At 55.8% G+C, this 16,702-nt stretch carries 18 protein-coding genes; 7 read left to right on the top strand and 11 right to left on the bottom strand.

Annotated elements, in window-relative coordinates; translation table 11 throughout:
• Positions 1-40 precede the first annotated feature (40 nt).
• A complete protein-coding gene (locus tag ACYZYZ_RS04305) occupies positions 41-634 on the top strand; it encodes an LON peptidase substrate-binding domain-containing protein (protein ID WP_461483372.1) in 594 nt (197 codons plus the stop codon).
• Position 635: 1 nt separating this feature from the next.
• Here the strand turns inward: ACYZYZ_RS04305 and ACYZYZ_RS04300 are convergent, their stop codons facing one another.
• Positions 636-1,475 carry an NAD-dependent protein deacetylase gene (locus ACYZYZ_RS04300; RefSeq protein WP_461483371.1) on the bottom strand — a complete coding sequence of 280 codons (840 nt, stop codon included), beginning with the start codon at positions 1,473-1,475 and terminating at the stop codon, positions 636-638.
• A 159-nt stretch (positions 1,476-1,634) separates the two neighbouring features.
• Here ACYZYZ_RS04300 and ACYZYZ_RS04295 point away from each other — a divergent pair, with 159 nt between their 5' ends.
• The 4 genes from ACYZYZ_RS04295 to rlmH are packed head-to-tail and all read left to right on the top strand — an operon-like array spanning position 1,635 to position 4,402.
• The gene (locus tag ACYZYZ_RS04295; RefSeq protein WP_461483400.1) at positions 1,635-2,888 is read left to right on the top strand and encodes a glutamate-5-semialdehyde dehydrogenase; all 1,254 of its coding nucleotides are present in this window, start codon (positions 1,635-1,637) and stop codon (positions 2,886-2,888) included.
• 12 nt (positions 2,889-2,900) lie between these two features.
• Positions 2,901-3,566 carry a nicotinate-nucleotide adenylyltransferase gene (nadD, locus tag ACYZYZ_RS04290; RefSeq protein WP_461483370.1) on the top strand — a complete coding sequence of 222 codons (666 nt, stop codon included), beginning with the start codon at positions 2,901-2,903 and terminating at the stop codon, positions 3,564-3,566.
• A 7-nt stretch (positions 3,567-3,573) separates the two neighbouring features.
• Positions 3,574-3,927, top strand: a complete 354-nt coding sequence (gene rsfS, locus ACYZYZ_RS04285) for a ribosome silencing factor (protein ID WP_305169841.1) — start codon at positions 3,574-3,576, stop codon at positions 3,925-3,927.
• A 7-nt stretch (positions 3,928-3,934) separates the two neighbouring features.
• The gene (rlmH, locus tag ACYZYZ_RS04280) at positions 3,935-4,402 is read left to right on the top strand and encodes a 23S rRNA (pseudouridine(1915)-N(3))-methyltransferase RlmH (protein ID WP_461483369.1); all 468 of its coding nucleotides are present in this window, start codon (positions 3,935-3,937) and stop codon (positions 4,400-4,402) included.
• Here rlmH and ACYZYZ_RS04275 read toward each other — a convergent pair whose 3' ends face one another.
• The 10 genes from ACYZYZ_RS04275 to ACYZYZ_RS04230 form a co-directional block, all read right to left on the bottom strand.
• Entirely contained in the window at positions 4,403-5,149 is a 747-nt protein-coding gene (locus tag ACYZYZ_RS04275) for an abortive infection system antitoxin AbiGi family protein (protein ID WP_461483368.1), read from the bottom strand. It abuts the gene before it with no gap.
• A gap of 31 nt (positions 5,150-5,180) precedes the next feature.
• Positions 5,181-5,450, bottom strand: coding sequence for a hypothetical protein (locus ACYZYZ_RS04270; RefSeq protein WP_461483367.1), 270 nt, complete (start codon positions 5,448-5,450; stop codon positions 5,181-5,183).
• Positions 5,451-5,574: 124 nt separating this feature from the next.
• Positions 5,575-6,081 (bottom strand): peptide-methionine (R)-S-oxide reductase MsrB, encoded by a 507-nt coding sequence (gene msrB / locus ACYZYZ_RS04265; RefSeq protein ID WP_461483366.1) that lies wholly within the window; start codon positions 6,079-6,081, stop codon positions 5,575-5,577.
• 16 nt (positions 6,082-6,097) lie between these two features.
• Entirely contained in the window at positions 6,098-6,940 is an 843-nt protein-coding gene (locus ACYZYZ_RS04260) for a carbon-nitrogen hydrolase family protein (RefSeq protein WP_461483365.1), read from the bottom strand.
• A gap of 1 nt (position 6,941) precedes the next feature.
• Positions 6,942-10,793 carry a YhdP family protein gene (locus ACYZYZ_RS04255; RefSeq protein ID WP_461483364.1) on the bottom strand — a complete coding sequence of 1,284 codons (3,852 nt, stop codon included), beginning with the start codon at positions 10,791-10,793 and terminating at the stop codon, positions 6,942-6,944.
• A 172-nt stretch (positions 10,794-10,965) separates the two neighbouring features.
• Positions 10,966-12,429: a ribonuclease G gene (rng, locus tag ACYZYZ_RS04250; RefSeq protein WP_461483363.1), complete on the bottom strand. Its 1,464-nt coding sequence runs from the start codon at positions 12,427-12,429 to the stop codon at positions 10,966-10,968.
• Positions 12,426-13,028, bottom strand: a complete 603-nt coding sequence (locus ACYZYZ_RS04245; RefSeq protein WP_461483362.1) for a Maf family protein — start codon at positions 13,026-13,028, stop codon at positions 12,426-12,428. Before ACYZYZ_RS04245 ends, rng begins: the two co-directional genes overlap by 4 nt.
• Before the next feature lie 25 nt (positions 13,029-13,053).
• Positions 13,054-13,563, bottom strand: coding sequence for a rod shape-determining protein MreD (gene mreD / locus ACYZYZ_RS04240; RefSeq protein WP_461483361.1), 510 nt, complete (start codon positions 13,561-13,563; stop codon positions 13,054-13,056).
• A complete protein-coding gene (mreC, locus tag ACYZYZ_RS04235) occupies positions 13,550-14,395 on the bottom strand; it encodes a rod shape-determining protein MreC (protein ID WP_461483399.1) in 846 nt (281 codons plus the stop codon). Before mreC ends, mreD begins: the two co-directional genes overlap by 14 nt.
• A gap of 65 nt (positions 14,396-14,460) precedes the next feature.
• The gene (locus ACYZYZ_RS04230; RefSeq protein WP_461483360.1) at positions 14,461-15,501 is read right to left on the bottom strand and encodes a rod shape-determining protein; all 1,041 of its coding nucleotides are present in this window, start codon (positions 15,499-15,501) and stop codon (positions 14,461-14,463) included.
• Positions 15,502-15,746: 245 nt separating this feature from the next.
• Between ACYZYZ_RS04230 and gatC the strand changes: the two genes are divergently transcribed.
• Together gatC and ACYZYZ_RS04220 are read left to right on the top strand one after the other, a co-directional pair.
• Positions 15,747-16,034 (top strand): Asp-tRNA(Asn)/Glu-tRNA(Gln) amidotransferase subunit GatC, encoded by a 288-nt coding sequence (gene gatC / locus ACYZYZ_RS04225; protein ID WP_305169830.1) that lies wholly within the window; start codon positions 15,747-15,749, stop codon positions 16,032-16,034.
• Positions 16,035-16,049: 15 nt separating this feature from the next.
• Positions 16,050-16,702: amidase (locus tag ACYZYZ_RS04220; protein WP_461483359.1), on the top strand; the 653-nt coding region annotated here is incomplete at its 3' end.

Below are 16,702 nucleotides of genomic sequence, written 5' to 3'. Positions count from 1 at the left end.
GTGCTTCACGGGGTGCTGTAACCCCCTTGCCGGACAGACCATGACCACCACCCAGATACCACTGTTTCCCCTGTTACAACCGCTATTTCCCGGTACGCGCCTCAACCTGCAGATTTTTGAGCAGCGCTACCTGCGCATGATCACCCAGTGCCTGAAGACAGAAGGCACCTTCGGCGTGGTGCCTATCCTGGAAGGTGGCGAAGTTGGTGCCACACCTCAGGTGCACCCCTGGGGCGTCACCGCCAGCATCATCGACTGGAACCAGCTGGACAATGGTTTGCTGGGTATTGCCATTGAGGGCGATCGACGCTTTCAGCTGCTCAGCAGCAGTATCGAAAATGATGGTCTGGTGGTGGGGAAAGTCAGTTTCTGCCCCGAGGAAGTCAGCGTGCCGCTGGAAGAAGACAGTGAAGACCTGCAGGAATTGCTCACCGATCTGGCAAAAGAGTTTTATCCGGCAGATGCCCAATGGCAACCACCGGAGGACAGCAACGCCCTGGGTTGGCAGCTGGCACAACTGCTGCCGGTGGAGCCAGTGCTGCCCATGAGCCTGCTGGAGGTCGACGACCCTCTGCTGCGCCTGGAACGTATCCGCGACTGGCTGGATACCGTCATCCAGAGCCAAATGAGCTGATTTAGCTCCCACCTTTCAACGCTGCCACCAATGGCGGCAGCACTGCGTCACAGGGCATGTCCACCTTCAGTGACAGCATGTCATCTGCTCGAGTAGTTCCCTGGTTGATCGCCACTATCGGCTTTTGCTGATCTGCAGCCCAACGGCAGAAACGAAAACCGGAGTAGATCATCAGCGAGGAACCCACCACCAGCAGGGCATCGGACTGCTGCATCGCTGAAGCGGCCCTGGCCACCACCTCAGAAGGCACACTGCCCCCGAAAAACACCGCATTCGGTTTCAGAATCCCGCCGCACCGCTCACAATCACGCACCTGCAGACGGCTAAAATCCAGATCGTCCACATTGGCATCGCCATCCGGACCAATGCTCCCTGCCTGTTCTGCAAAACCCGGATTGTGTTGCTCCAGCCATTGCTGAATATCTTCCCGGTGGATCTCCTCACCACACGTCTGGCAGCTGACCCGGTCAATGCGACCGTGCAAATCAATCACCTCTCGACTTCCAGCGCGCTGGTGCAATCCGTCCACATTCTGTGTCACCAGCGACTGCACATAACAGAGGCTCTCCAGCTCTGCCAGGGCATAGTGGGATACACTGGGTCGGGCATCGCGCATAAAACGCCAGCCAACCATGTTGCGGGCCCAGAAGCGCTGCCGGGTCAGGAGGTCGGCTAGAAAATCCGCATGTTGTACAGGAGGTTTTCGCTGCCACTGACCATTGCTATCGCGGTAAGTGGGCACCCCCGCTGAGGCACTGATCCCCGCCCCGGTCAGCACCAGCAGGCGCGGGTGAGCAAGAACAAATTCCATCAATTGCCGATGTGCTTGATCATTATCCATGATGGGAGATTGTGCACCTGAGGGGCCGGAGCGGCAATGGCCACACAACGGCACTCAACCGGCTTCGGCACGATGAAAAATTGTCTATAAATAATCAGGACTTATCGATATTGCGGCGATATAATGCGCGGTCCTGAAATTACTACCTGTACAGAAAGCATGGATATCACGTCTTACATGACTGAGCTTGGCAAACAGGCCAGGGCCGCTGCCCGGCTGATTGCCACAGCCAACAGCGACACCAAAAATGCCGCACTGCTGGCCATTGCCCGCGCCATCGACAGTCATCGCAATGATTTACTGGCCGCCAATGCCAGGGATATGGAAAACGGTCGCGCCAATGGCCTGGATGCCGCACTGCTGGACCGCCTGGAGCTGAACGAGGCCCGTATCAATGCCATGATTGAGGGGCTGAAACAGGTGGCGGAGTTACCCGACCCAACCGGTGTCATCAGCGACCGTCAGGTACGCCCCAGCGGCATTGAACTGGCAAAAATGCGCGTGCCTCTGGGCGTCGTGGGTATCATTTACGAATCCCGTCCCAATGTCACTGTGGACGCCGCCAGTCTGTGCCTGAAATCCGGAAATGCCACCATCCTTCGCGGCGGCAGCGAGGCTATTCACTCCAATCGCGCCATTGCCGAGTGCATTTCCCTCGGCCTGGCGGAAACCGGCCTGCCGGAAGCTGCGGTACAGGTGATCGAGACTACCGACCGCGCCGCTGTCGGCGAATTGATTACCATGACTGAGTATGTCGATGTCATCGTACCCCGCGGCGGCAAGAGCCTCATCGAGCGCATCAGCCGCGAGGCGCGCGTGCCCGTGATTAAACACCTGGACGGCATCTGCCACGTCTATATCGACGACAAGGCCAACCTGGATATGGCCTTCAATATTGCATTGAACGCCAAAACCCATCGCTACGGTGTGTGTAATGCCATGGAAACCCTGCTGGTTGCCGAGGCAGTTGCCCCCGACATTCTGCCCCGGCTGGCAGATGCCTATCGAGCCAAAGGCGTAGAGTTGCGCGGCTGTGAGAAAACCCGGGCCATCATCGACTGCCTACCGGCAAGCGAAGAGGACTGGAGCACGGAATATCTGGCACCTATTCTTTCCATTAAGGTGGTGGCGAACATGGACGAGGCGATGGACCATATTGCCAATTATGGTTCCCATCACACGGAAGCCATTGTGACCAATGACGAAGCCCGCAGCAGCCGTTTTATCACAGAAGTGGATTCCAGTTCGGTGATGATCAACGCCTCAACCCGGTTTGCCGATGGTTTTGAGTATGGACTGGGTGCCGAAATTGGCATCTCCACTGACAAAATTCATGCCCGCGGCCCTGTCGGGCTCGAAGGTCTCACCTCACAGAAGTGGGTCGTTTATGGCCACGGTGAAATTCGCCAGTAGCGAGAGAAATTCTTGAACGATCTATCAGCAGAATTTCAGGATACTGGCATCGGTATCTTTGGCGGAACCTTTGACCCGGTACACATCGGTCATCTGCGTACGGCTTTGGAATTAAAGTACACGCTGGGACTGGCCGAAATGCGGATGATTCCCAGTGCCCGCCCCCCACACCGGGCTCAGCCACAAACCTCGGCGGACCATCGCCTAACCATGCTGAAGAGGGGCCTGGGTGATGAACCGGGCATGGTGGCCGACGACCGGGAGCTGCGCCGCGAGAGACCTTCCTTCACACTGGACACCCTGCTGGAAATCCGTTCAGAGGTAGGACCCGACACCCCCCTGTGCCTGTGTATCGGCATGGATGCCCTGGGTGAACTCAACACCTGGCATCGCTGGGAAGAATTTATGGGGCTGACCCACCTTGTGGTGGCCGCCCGCCCGGGCTGGCATCTGCCAACATCCGGAAAATTGGTGGATTTTGTGCATGAGCACCGGGTGCAGGATCACACATCGTGGAAAAACAGCCCCGCCGGCAAATTATTGATCGTTGAAATGACCCTGTTGCCCATTTCCGCCACCGGCATCCGCCAGGCGCGGGCACGAGGTGAATCCATCCGTTATCTGGTACCGGACAGCGTGATTGAGTACATTAACCAGAACCAGCTGTACAACACATAGGTATTGAATGAGTAATGAACTGATCGACATCGTGATAGACGCGCTGGAAGGCGTGAAAGGTAAGGATATTGTCACCCTGGATGTGAGCGAACTCACGGATGTCATGGACCATATTGTCGTCGCCAGCGGCACCTCCAACCGCCAGGTCAAGGCACTGGCCGACAACGTCGTGGAAGAAGGCAAAAAGGCCGGCTTCCGACCCATTGGTGTAGAGGGAATGGACACCGCCGAATGGGTGCTTGTGGATTATGGCGACCTGGTCGTGCATGTGATGCTGCCCACCACCCGCCAGTTTTACGACCTGGAAAAACTCTGGTCTGTCCGCCCGGCCGACCTCAAGGCCAGCGGCCACGAGGAATAATTACTCCATGCGGCTGAGAGTGCTTGCCGTGGGCACCAAAATGCCCGACTGGGTTTACACCGGCTGCAGGGAGTACCTCAAGCGACTGCCACCTGAACTAAACGTCGAAATCGTCGAGCTGCCCATGGGTCAGCGTGGCAAGGGCGCTGACATCCAACGCGCCATCGCCCGCGAAGGCGAAGCCATGCTCAAGGCCATTGGCGATCACGACCAGGTCATTGCGTTGGATGTGAAGGGCAAGCCCTGGGGAACAGAGGATCTTGCGGATCGGTTGCAGCAATGGCAGCTATCCGGCGACAACTTCAGCCTGTTGATTGGTGGCCCCGACGGCCTCGCACCGGAATGCCTAGCCCGGGCGAACATACGCTGGTCACTGTCCGCCCTGACCCTGCCACACCCGCTGGTGCGCATTGTGCTCGCCGAACAACTGTACCGCGCCTGGAGTATCAACGCCGGGCATCCCTACCACCGTTGACTAAATTTCTACTATACGATCAGAAAATTCAGGAAATTTTTCAATAAACCTTCGTTTATATCCGCTAGCTAGCACAACCGTTTTTACTTCTTCATTTTTGAACATCATATTCCCAAATTTACGCCACTCCCTTTCCATGTAATAGCTGTCTACATGGCCCACTGGCAAACTTAGATTAAATGGCTTTATAAAAGCCAAAATATGCATATTAAAAACCACGTCTAAGTTATAGATAGCCTCTGCCCTGTTTTTTGGTGCAGCGGGCATATAGCGCTCCGAGAGTCTGTAGCTTGCGTCTTTTTTTATAAAATGCTCGTAAATTCCTTTGTATGTGTTTTCGATATCTTGAATCAAAACTCTTCCAGCATTGCTCGTCCAATCGCCATCAAAATAGGGTATATACGTAACTGGCCTTGCATGCCTTTCAGCAAGTAGCTTTTTGGGAAGGGACAAACCAAATTTACCGTATTTTTTTGTATGCCAAGATAAACCTTTAAAAGGAATATCGGCATAACAGGTCATATTAGGCATGACCAAATTTTCGGTTAATACACTACCCGTATAATCAGTTGTTATAGTCACTTCTCCCCAACCGACCCTGTGAGGGGGATGAGAAATACATTTTAAGGACAATATTTTTATTAAAGTTGAGAAGTTTTCCTCATCGGATAAAGGATTTTTTTGTCCACAAAAATGGAAGAGCTCATCTGAAGTGTAAGGGTTATCTATATTGTTAACTTCATCCATGAATTTTTGCTCACAACCGTGGAATTAAAACCTACCTCCATCCTAGCAGACAGAGCAACAGCGCTAACAATAAAACCACTCCCCAAAATATCACTAATTGTCCAGTGTATCTTGATGGACGCATAGCTGACACCATTCCCATAAGGCTGACAATACCCAAAGCCATCCCCCCTATGCGGGAAACACCGGCGGCGATATCCGCACCACCAGCCATAGCGTAGTAACCCGCACAGGCAATCAGCGGGACCATCAGAATGACCGCTATTTTCAACAGGTTTTCCAGCCACACTGATCGGCTCACAACGATGCCTCAGGTGTTCGATGAACCATCAGAAAGCGGACCTCGACCGGGGCTGTACGGGTTATCGTAAAAGACATTAATGGACTCTCAGTCACGGCAAATACAGCAAACTTTGCTGCGCCAATCATTCCTCTTCATCGGGCACAAAAATCAGTGCATCGGAATTAATGCAATAACGCAGACCGGTGGGTGCCGGGCCATCATTGAAGACATGGCCAAGATGTTCGCCGCAGGCGGAAAGCACTTCGGTTCGCTTACCCAGCCATGACCAGTCATCTTCCAGCAGAATATTGCCCTTGTCGGACACTTCCCAAAAACTGGGCCACCCGGTGCCGGATTTAAATTTTTGTTCAGAGCGAAATACAGGGATACGGCAGCCAGCCGTCACATAGGTACCCTTGCGCTTGTTGTTAAGCAGCTCACCGGTGAAGGCCCGCTCGGTACCCTGGCGCCAAAGAATGTTGTACTGCTCCGGGGTCAACAGTTGTTTCCAGATGGCTTTGGGAATGGTGTCGAGATCACGACCAGTCTCAATCAGCTGTTTTGCCTGTGCCACCGTCATATCGGCGGCCTGGGAGGGTAAGGCAAAGAGGGACAGCATGGCAAACAGGGCAAAAATCAGATTCTTCATAATAACGCTCTACGGGTTAATCTGAAGTTTTGACCACACTGAAGCGGCGGTGTTCATGCACCGGCATTTTTTGTCTGAGCTTACGCAAATAATTGAGGTTAATATCCGCACTGACCACACCCGGGCCCTCCGCCATATCGGATAACACCACCCCCCAGGGATCAATAATCGCTGAACCACCCCAGGTGGGGCGTTTCTCGTGATAGCGATCGCCCATATTCGCCCCCACCACATAGCAGAGGTTTTCCACCGCCCGTGCCCGCAGTAATAGCTCCCAGTGCGATTCACCGGTGGCCGAGGTAAAAGCCGATGGCACCAGAAGAATCTCGGCACCCCCGGCCGCGAGGTGGCGATACAGTTCAGGAAAGCGCAGGTCGTAACAAACCGTCAATCCCAGCTTGCCAAGCGGCGTATCAACCACCACCGGTTCACTGCCATGACAGTAATCATCCGATTCCCGGTAACTACCTCTGGCATCATTCACATCGACATCAAACAGGTGGATTTTCTGGTAGCAGGCCACTTCCTCGCCCTGCGGATTGACCACAAAGCAGCTGGCTGCTGCACGATTGTCCCCACCCGTTTCCGCATCAACAGCCACCGGAATCGTGCCGCCCACCAGCCACACGCTGTGCTGCCGGGCCATGCGTGCCAGAAATTGCCTTGCCGGGCCGGAGGCATCGCGTTCGTTCCTGGCAATCTCCGCTATGTCGCGGCAACCGTGGTAGGCAAAATACTCGGGAAGGACCAGCAGCTCTGAACCCTGCTCCACTGCCTGCGCAATTAATGCCGCCGCCTGCTGCAGGTTGCTGTCCAGGCTGCCGCCACTGGTCATCTGCACTGCGGCGATACGGCTCATATTATTTGCCTCCACCGTCACTGAAGATTTTTTCCACATCCACCTCTGGATCATCCCAGGGCCCGGTGATGTGATAGCTGATGCTCGACAATTTATCGACCTGCTTCTCAAAAATCTTACCGGTGATATAGACCCCGGCAGCAGCGGGCAAACCACCCACCAGCGCTGCCACCCAGGGCAGGTTGGTGCCCACCGGCAAAGTGGTCACCAGATTGGCATCTATGTCCTCGCGGATAAGGTTGGCAGTGCCGTTCATCTTGAAACGGCCGGAGGGCATTTTTACCACCAGCGGTGGATCAAAGCTCATGTTGCCGGCGTCGAATACCAGACCACCCTTCATCTCATCAAAGCTCATACCTTTTTCAAACAGGTCGGAAAAATCCAGGCTCAGGCGGCGCAACCAGTTATCAAAATTAAACAGGCTGATCAGCCTGAGCAGGGCATTGGCAGCACCGGCGGGCGATTTGTAGAAGCGCCCTTTTTCTATCTGCAGGGACATGGCGCCATTGAGCTGAGAGGGCTTGATTTCCCAGGGTTTGCCGCTCCAGCCCAAGTCGGCAAAAAAGAGGGCATCTTTACTTTCCAACGCCGCGGGCGTGCCCCAGGCCTCCATAACCTCCCCCACATCCCCAGCCTGCAGCATGCCGCTGAACTGACTATAGTGAACGCCCGCCTGACGCTCCCACAACAACGTGGTCTCGACCTCGTCACCGCCCAGACGCAGCCCTTTCAGGTTGGCATCAATCCCCGAAAACAGCACGCCGTGAGGAGTCGGTTCAGATCGAAATTTCGCATAACCTAGGCGGAAATCACCTACGGAAAAGTCCTGAATGGAGGCTTCCATTAACGGGAAGCTGGAGGGATCCAAGTCCTGTGCTTCAGCCTCTCCTTCGGGGGGCGAAGGCAATACCAGTTTTTCGAGATCCAGCCTGATCGGTCGAGCGGTGTCTGTGGGTACCAAAGCCTGACCTGCCGCTTCATTGCTGGCCAACACCACCTGCCAGTCACCATCCACATAGCGTCCACTGGCGACTGCCCCCGTGACTTCAAGGCCAGCCACTTCCAGACTGGCTATGCGCCCGTCGAACAGGGTCTTAAGCGACTGTTCCTGATTGGTTTTTTCACCCACCAGTTCAGCAAAGTAGGGCATCCACTCTGTCAGGGAGAAATGCTCCATTTCACCAGTAATGCGGAATTGCCCCTCTCCCGGCAGTTCCGCATCCTCACTGTAGACAGCTAGCAGGCTTCGTCGCAACGAACTACCGCGCAATTGCAGGTGCGCACTGACACCGCCTTCCGCGGTAATCTGGATATCCTGAAGATCACTGATGGCTACATCCACCTTGATACCCCTGGAAGCTGAAGCGACCTTGGCAAAGGGTGCAGGCAAGTCAATGGTTGCGCCTTGTAACTGGCTGTTGACCTGTAAGCGGATGGGCGCGCCAGCGTCTATCAAAGGCACATTGAGCCGAGCCTCCACATCCGTTTTACCCTGTAGAATGCGCTTGGAATCCAGCTTAATAAACTCACTCAGCGCCTGCATGTCCAGCTGCCCACGACCGCTCACTAGCAGGTTATCCTTGCCGGTGGTGATATCTGCCACCAACGGCTCACCCCAGAACTGCCCTTGCAACCCGTTGGCATACAACCCTTTCCCGTCGCGGTAGCTCAACCTGCCCCGTAGCTGGGAAAAGCGGATATCGGTATCCGGCAACCCCAGATAGGCGTCGCTCAAATCGGCATCGACTGCGTAGTCACCTTCCGTACCATCCTGTGATAGTGGAATACGCAGATCCAGATCAATTTTTGAGGGACCGGAAATATCCCAGTTGACCACACCCGCCACCCGGGAGCGCAGGGGCGACTTTGCCAACACGGCCACGGCTTCCCCGGCATCGGCATCGATATTCGCCCTGACAAAGAGCTGTTGCCCAGTGTCTCCCGGTGTTGAGCGCAACAGCACTTCCCCGCGTTTGACGCGGGTGTTGCCAAGGGTGCCACCGACAATATCTACATTGAGTTCACCGTTATCCAATGTCATGGCGCTACTGAGATGCTCCAGGGGCGGCCAGTCCGGTTGAAACTGCAACGTGCCATCGGCTACCCGCAGGTAGAGCTGGATGGATCGCATCCCTTTTTCGCCACCGATCAGGGGACCGCGCCAGACAAACCCCACTTCCGGAACGGCCATCTCACCCAGCGCACCATCGAGCCAGTCCAACAGTCCCTGGTTGAGAGTGGCAGGCAGGTAGCGCTGACGGTAGCGGCTATGGGTATCTCGCACCCCCACCATCAGGTACATTTCCGGCTTCAGTTCAGGTCGGGCTATGGGAATATCCAGGTAGAGATGGGCGTTGCCTTCACCTTCTTCGCCACCCATGTCGATCCTGCCACTGGCAATTTTCAGCCGATGGTTTTCCCCATCCCAGAGCCAGCGCAATTGCCCCCTGAAGCTGCTGTGCTCCATGTAGTCATCAAAGACTTTGGGGTAATACAATGCCAGCCCATTGGGGCTATCCAGATCGAGGAATCCACTGGCGTTGACCGTTTCCACATAACCATTCAACTGACGCGCCCCCGGTGCACCATGCCAGGAGTGGATAGCGACATTCTCCAGATTAGCCTTCACTTTCACCTCTGGATGTTCGCCGTCGAGATCGAGATCGAGATGCACTGCCCGCAAGGCGCCACTGGGCTGTGTATCCAAGAGCATCTCTTCCAGCTTTGGTGAGGCGAGCCCGGTCTGAACCATCAGGTCGTCGACCAGTGACAGGTTAATCTGGCTCAACGCCATGGAGCCCTGCCCCCAGAGCGCGCCAACTTTCTGTTCATAGTTGACCGTTAAGGGCTCAATCGCCACATCGCCCCAGTCAAAATCCAGTCCCTGCAGGCGCAAACCCCAGCTCTCGCCCGGATCAAACCAGCCCGTGATATCCGTTTTGAACTGAGTCACTGGCGGCACATCTTCCAGCCAGTTAAGGGGAATTTCTGCGGCGGACAGGCGTCCCACCAGCTCCGCCTTGCCACCCTTGGTCAGATCAATCCAGATATCGCCTTCGATATCAGTTTCAATATCTCCAACCCGCTCCACCAGGTCGGGGAACCAGCTTTTGGCCAGGGCGCTAAACGAACCGCTGAGGTCCACGCGATTGATACTCAAGTAACCCGCCGCCTTGAGTTTATCCAACTTGGCCGGATTGCCCTCCGCCTCCACAATCAGGCTCGCTGCCTGCTCGTGACCGGTGAGGCTCAGGCCGGCCATTAACCGGTGAAAGTCGCCGCTGTTTTCCAGCAGAATATCGCGGCCTTCAAGGCTTGCGTGCGTGCCGGAATAAAAATTCAGGTGGGCGATAATCTTGTCCACTCCCAGCAAGTCACTATCAAACAGCATGTTCAGGAGCGTACTGGGATCTTTCTCCGATTGTTTTTCCGGCAGGGTGAGATGGCTGATGGACCAGCCTCCAGTGGCATCCTCCTGCAGTGACAACTGCACGCCACCCACCCACAGTTCCCGCCACACCAGCTGCCTTGCCAGCACACTGCGCAGCAGGTCCACTTCCAGGGTAATGCGCTCCAGTTGAATGGACGGCTCTGGCGCCCCCGGGGTACGTATTGACAGATCCAGCGCCGTCACCCTGGGTTTCAGGCGCCGCCATTCACCCAGCAACTGCTGGCTTTCCACCTGCAGACCCAGCTTTTCCGAGGCGAAGTAGTTAATTTCGGCACGATAATTATCGAGGCTGCCAATAGTTTCTCGCCCCAGTGACACGAGCACAGCAATGCCAATGACCGACAGAGCAGTCAACATCAATAAACGTCTGGTCAGGAATTTCAGAACCCGGCTGCCGTTCAAAACCAGCTCCGGGCAATGGCTTTAATATGGGTCAGTGTCATGCTGTCTGCCGGGTCCTTGGAAGCACACCTTTCAGGTGGTAGATAGTTACCATGGCACCCATGATACTCGAGCAGCATAAAAATAAAATAACAGGCATATGGCCTCAAAAAATCTGCTTCGAACCGTGGTTCTATATCGGAATAATGTCGTATTGGTCGCGGCTATACATAGACTCCACACGGAACTGGATAGTTCGGCCCACGAAGCCTTCCAGGTCCGCCACATAGGCTGAGTCCTCATCCAGCAGGCGATCGATCACCACCGGCGCGGCCAGCACCAGAAAACCCTCGCATTCAAAGGTCCGCGCTTCTCTCAGCAGCTCCCGGAGAATTTCATAACAGACGGTTTCCGCCGATTTCAGGCTACCCTTGCCATCGCACACCGGGCAGGCCTCGCACAGCAATTGGCCCAAGCTCTCACTGGTTCGCTTGCGGGTCATTTCCACCAGCCCCAACTCGGACACACTGACAACTGCCGTTTTGGCGCGATCCCGGGACAGGGCTTTCTCCAGTGCCCGCAGTACCTGGCGCCGGTGTTCCGGGTCCTGCATATCAATAAAGTCGATGATGATAATGCCACCCAGATTGCGCAGCCTCAGTTGCCGGGCAATGGTCGCCGTAGCCTCCAGGTTGGTATTGAATATCGTCTCTTCCAGGTTGCGCTTGCCGACGAATGCACCGGTATTGATGTCGATGGTGGTCATCGCCTCGGTCTGATCGATGACCAGATATCCCCCGGATTTCAGCGGCACCTTTTTCTCCAGGGCACGGCTGATTTCATCTTCCACCCCGTAGAGGTAAAACAGTGGTCGGTCCGCCGAGTAGCATTCAATCAGCCCCACCATGTCCGGGTTGAACTGAGCGGCAAAGTCGCACAGCTTGGCATAGGCTTCACCTGAATCCACCCGTACTTTTTCCACTAATGGCTGGGGCATGTCACGCATGGAACGCAGGTAAAGGGGTAGATCTTCATAGACAGTAGCTGGCGCCTGTACCTGCCCGGCTTTGTCGTGTACATGGGACCAAAGGCGATGCAGGTACTGAATATCCTTGCCCAGTTCCTCCACATCGACCCCTTCGGCAGCCGTACGGATAATGTAGCCACCCCTGGTTTCCATACCCGTCAACGCTTGCTCCATGCCACTGATCAAGCGTTCGCGCTCGGCTTCATCCTCAATGCGCTGGGAAATACCGAGGTGGTCGACTTCCGGCATATAGACGAGGTATCGGGAAGAGACCGTGAGACGGGTGGAAAGCCGCGCGCCCTTGGTACTGATGGGGTCCTTGATGACCTGCGCCACCACCGACTGACCTTCGCGAAGGCACTGCACGATGTCCCATGAAGCCCCGTTGTCTCCAGGGGCTGAAGGTTTGTGAATATCATCCACGTGAATAAAGCCGGCCTTTTCCAGACCAATATCCACGAAAGCCGCCTGCATGCCCGGCAGCACGCGCACCACTTTTCCCTTGTAGATATTACCAACAATGCCACGGCTGGAGGTGCGCTCCACCATCACGTCCTGAAGCACGCCGTTTTCCACCAGCGCCACCCGGGTTTCCATGGGCGTGATATTAATGAGAATTTCCGAACTCATGTCGACTCCCACCAGGACAAATCAAACGCCGATAACAGGTCACAGGTCTCAGCCAGCGGCAGTCCCACAACCCCCGAATAACTGCCCTGAATCGACGTAATAAAGACCGCGCCATAACCCTGAATGCCATAGCCCCCGGCTTTGTCGGCGGGTTCGCCGGTATCCCAGTAACGCTGGCATTCCGCTTCGTCGATTACCCTGAATCGAACCTCCGTTTCCGACAGGCGGGATTCACAGCGGGATGCATCGCATAGTGCAACAGCCGACAGCACGTGGTGACTTTTGCCAGACAGGCGTCTCAGCATAACCACGGCCTCATCCCGGTTAGCCGGTTTACCAAAGATTTCTCCCTCACACACCACCGTGGTATCGGCAGCCAATACCGGTTTGCCCTGCTCCCGACTGGCATTCCAGCCAGCCCTGGCTTTTTCCAGCGCCATTCTCACCACGTAGTGCTCCGGTAACTCTCCGGGCATGGGTGTTTCATCAAGATTCACCGGCGCGACCTTAAAGTGGCAACCAATCTGCTGCAGCAGCTCCCGGCGCCGGGGGGAAGCCGAAGCCAGAACAAACTCAGCGCTGGACTCTGTGCTTACCATGGCAAATTCTCTCCCGACACCCGGTTCAGGATGAGGAAATTTCTTCATCTTCGTAGGCTTCCGATGTACCAAATTTGGCTAACACCCAGGCCAGCAAGGGCCAGATCAGCAACGAAGAAACCGCAGGTGCCATCACCAGCTCACCCTGCCAGGTGGGCCTCAGCATTAACGTAGTGCTGTGTACCAGCAGTTGATGCAGCAACACCAGCGGAAACACCAGGAACAATTGATGAAAAATAGTCATGTACTGAAAGCGCTGCTGCAACAATCGAAGCAGATAGGCGCAGAGGGCAAAAGACATGGCATGCCGGCCAATCAGTTCACCCATCACCAGGTCCAGCATCAGACCGCACATCCATGCGAAGGCAATACCGTGGAAGGACGGTGCCCTGAACAGCCAGTAGATCGCCACCAGGAACACGAACTGGGGGCGCCAATGTGCCATCGCCACAGACAATGGCAGAATTTGCAGCATCAATGCCAGCACAAGACTGAGTGCGCTCCAGAAATAGATAGACGGATCAGTCTCTTCCAATTTCACCGTCTCCCAAGGTTTCCACTTCGGAAAACAACAGTAATAAATGACGGCTGCGACCAATGCGCGCAGAGGGCTTAAGCTTGACGGACAAGTAGGGTTCGCCGGCAACGGTCTGCACTTCCGTGACCTCACCCACCGGGTATCCCACAGGAAAGCGCCCGCCCAGCCCGGAACTGACCAACCGATCACCTACCACAATATCCATGGTCGGAGGCACATAGCGCAGAGATAATTGGTTGTAATCGCCACTGCCTTCGGCGATTGAACGATCGCCGTTGCGCAATGTCTGTACCGGCAGCGCGTGGGCCGTATCTGTCACCAGCAGCACCTTGCTGCTGCTGCGGTGTACTTCCACCACCTGCCCCATCAGGCCATCGGCATCAAGCAGTGCCTGACCAACATACACACCGTTTTCCTCACCACGGTTGATAAGGATGGTGTGCCGGGTCGGGTCCGGCGACACGCCGATCAACTCCGCCACCAGCACCTGATCTTTGAGCATTTCTGTGGCATTAAGCAAATTGCGCAGGCGCACGTTCTCGGCCACCACTTCCGTGGTGCGCTGCATACGACCATTGAGGATGAGCAACTCGGTACGCAGCTGTTCGTTTTCCTCTTCGAGCTGCTGGCGACTGACCACTGACTCATCGCCAAACTCACTCAGGCGGGCGGGAATATTCGTGATCCAGTAGAGGGGCACTGTGGCCTCGGCCACCCACTTGCGGGCAGGCTGAAGCCAGGGCGTAAAACTGTCGATTGCCAGCAGCAGCAGGGACGCGGCTACCAGAAACAGCACTCTACGCCCCGAGGAAGCACCCTTGGAAAACAGGTTTTTAATAGTGACACCCCTTCATTATTGGAGATATTCCCGGGGCCGGAACACAGACAGGCCGGTCAGTGTGAGGACGACATGACATCCATACGGCGTTTGTCCATGATTTCCAGCGCCTTACCGCCGCCACGGGCAACACAGGTCAGTGGATCTTCGGCCACAATCACCGGCAGGCCGGTTTCATGGGTCAGCAAGCGATCCAGATCGCGCAGCAGTGCGCCACCACCTGTCAGCACTATACCGGTCTCGGCAATATCTGATGCCAGTTCCGGAGGTGACTGCTCCAGAACCCGCTTGACCGCCTGAACGATGGCCGCCAGCGGTTCCTGCAACGCTTCCAGAATTTCATCGCTGTTGAGCGTAAAGCTTTTTGGCACACCTTCGGCAAGATTACGGCCACGCACGTCGATCTCGCGCACCTCACTGGCCGGGTAGGCACTGCCAATTTCCATCTTGATGCGCTCGGCGGTGGTATCGCCGATCACGCTGCCATATTTGCGGCGCACATAGTTGCTGATGGATTCATCAAAACGGTCGCCGCCAATGCGAACGGAATCGGAAAACACAACGCCGTTTAATGACAGAATGGCAATTTCGGTAGTACCGCCACCGATATCCACCACCATGGAACCGCAGGCTTCATCCACTGGCATCCCGGCACCAATCGCCGCAGCCATTGGCTCCTCGATCAGAAACACCTCGCGGGCACCAGCACTATAGGCAGATTCGCGGATGGCGCGCTTTTCCACTTCTGTCGCCATACAGGGCACACAGATCAGCACCCGGGGGCTGGGGGGAATCAGACTGTGGGAATGCACTTTCTTGATAAAGTGCTGCAGCATTTTTTCTGTGACCTGGAAGTCGGCGATCACGCCGTCTTTCATGGGGCGAATCGCTGTAATGTTGCCAGGCGTCCGGCCCAGCATGCGCTTGGCTTCCACCCCAACGGCTTCCACCACTTTCTGACCATGATGGTGACGAATCGCAACCACTGATGGCTCGTTGAGAACAATGCCCTTCTCGCGCACATAAATCAGAGTATTGGCGGTGCCCAAATCGATGGACAGGTCGTTGGAGAAAACACCGCGCAGTCTTTTCAGCATCTATCTTTTCCCTTGTTGGCACAGCACTTCTTCGCGTGCGGGCCGATGGTTCCGAAAACTCGCGACTCTATCAATCGGAGCAGTTGAGGGCAAGGTTTAAGTCCTTGATCCCGTAGAAAAATCAGTATCAAAATGCCGTTTCACAGTACCCCTGCCGAAACGGATGTGGTAACTTACGCCCCCTCATTTCGTCAGGCCGGAAAACCGGCACTGGCCGTCTCTGTCAACAGCGCAGAAACTATACCATGACTATCGAACGTGCAGACATCGAAAAGCTCGCAGAACTGGCGCGCATTGAACTGAATGAAGCGACTATCACCGAGACCACCCGCAGTATTGCCGACGTGCTTGCCCTGGTGGACCAGTTGCAGGCTGCCGACACCGACGGTGTGGAGCCCATGGCTCACCCCACAGATGCCGTGCAGCGCCTGCGGCCCGACGAGGTCACAGAAACCAACCAGCGGGAGGCTTTCCAGGCCATCGCGCCCGCAACCGAAGAGGGCCTGTACCTGGTCCCCAAAGTGATCGAGTGAGGCAGCCGGTCCATCATGCATAACAAAACCCTTGCCGACATCATTGTCGGCCTGAACAATGGTGACTTTTCCAGCGTGGAAGTCACACAACATTTTCTTGGCCGTATCAAGGCAATGGACGGTCAGTACAATAGCTTTGTGACCGTCACCGAAGATGCAGCCCTGGCCAAAGCCGCCGCGGCAGACCAGCTGCGGGCTTCGGGCAATAGCACCGTCCTGTGCGGTGTGCCCATTGCCCACAAGGACATCTTCTGTACCAACGGCGTACGCACCAGTTGCGGCTCGAAAATGCTCGACAACTTTGTGCCACCATACGATGCCACCGTGGTAGACAACTTCTCCCGCGCCGGTACGATCGTGCTGGGCAAAACCAATATGGACGAGTTCGCCATGGGCTCCTCCAACGAAACCAGCTACTACGGGGCGGTAAAAAACCCCTGGGATACCAACTGCGTACCCGGCGGCTCCTCAGGCGGCTCTGCAGCCGCAGTGGCGGCACGACTAACACCAGCGGCCACGGCCACCGACACCGGCGGCTCCATTCGCCAACCCGCCGCCCTGTGTGGCATTACCGGCCTGAAGCCCACCTACGGGCGGGTATCGCGCTGGGGCATGATTGCCTTTGCCTCCAGCCTTGATCAAGGCGGCCCCATGGCACGCACTGCCGA

The organism is Porticoccus sp., assembly GCA_023261185.1.
GTDB classification, from domain to species: domain Bacteria; phylum Pseudomonadota; class Gammaproteobacteria; order Pseudomonadales; family Porticoccaceae; genus Porticoccus; species Porticoccus litoralis.
This window is presented reverse-complemented; position numbering and strand designations above follow the sequence as displayed.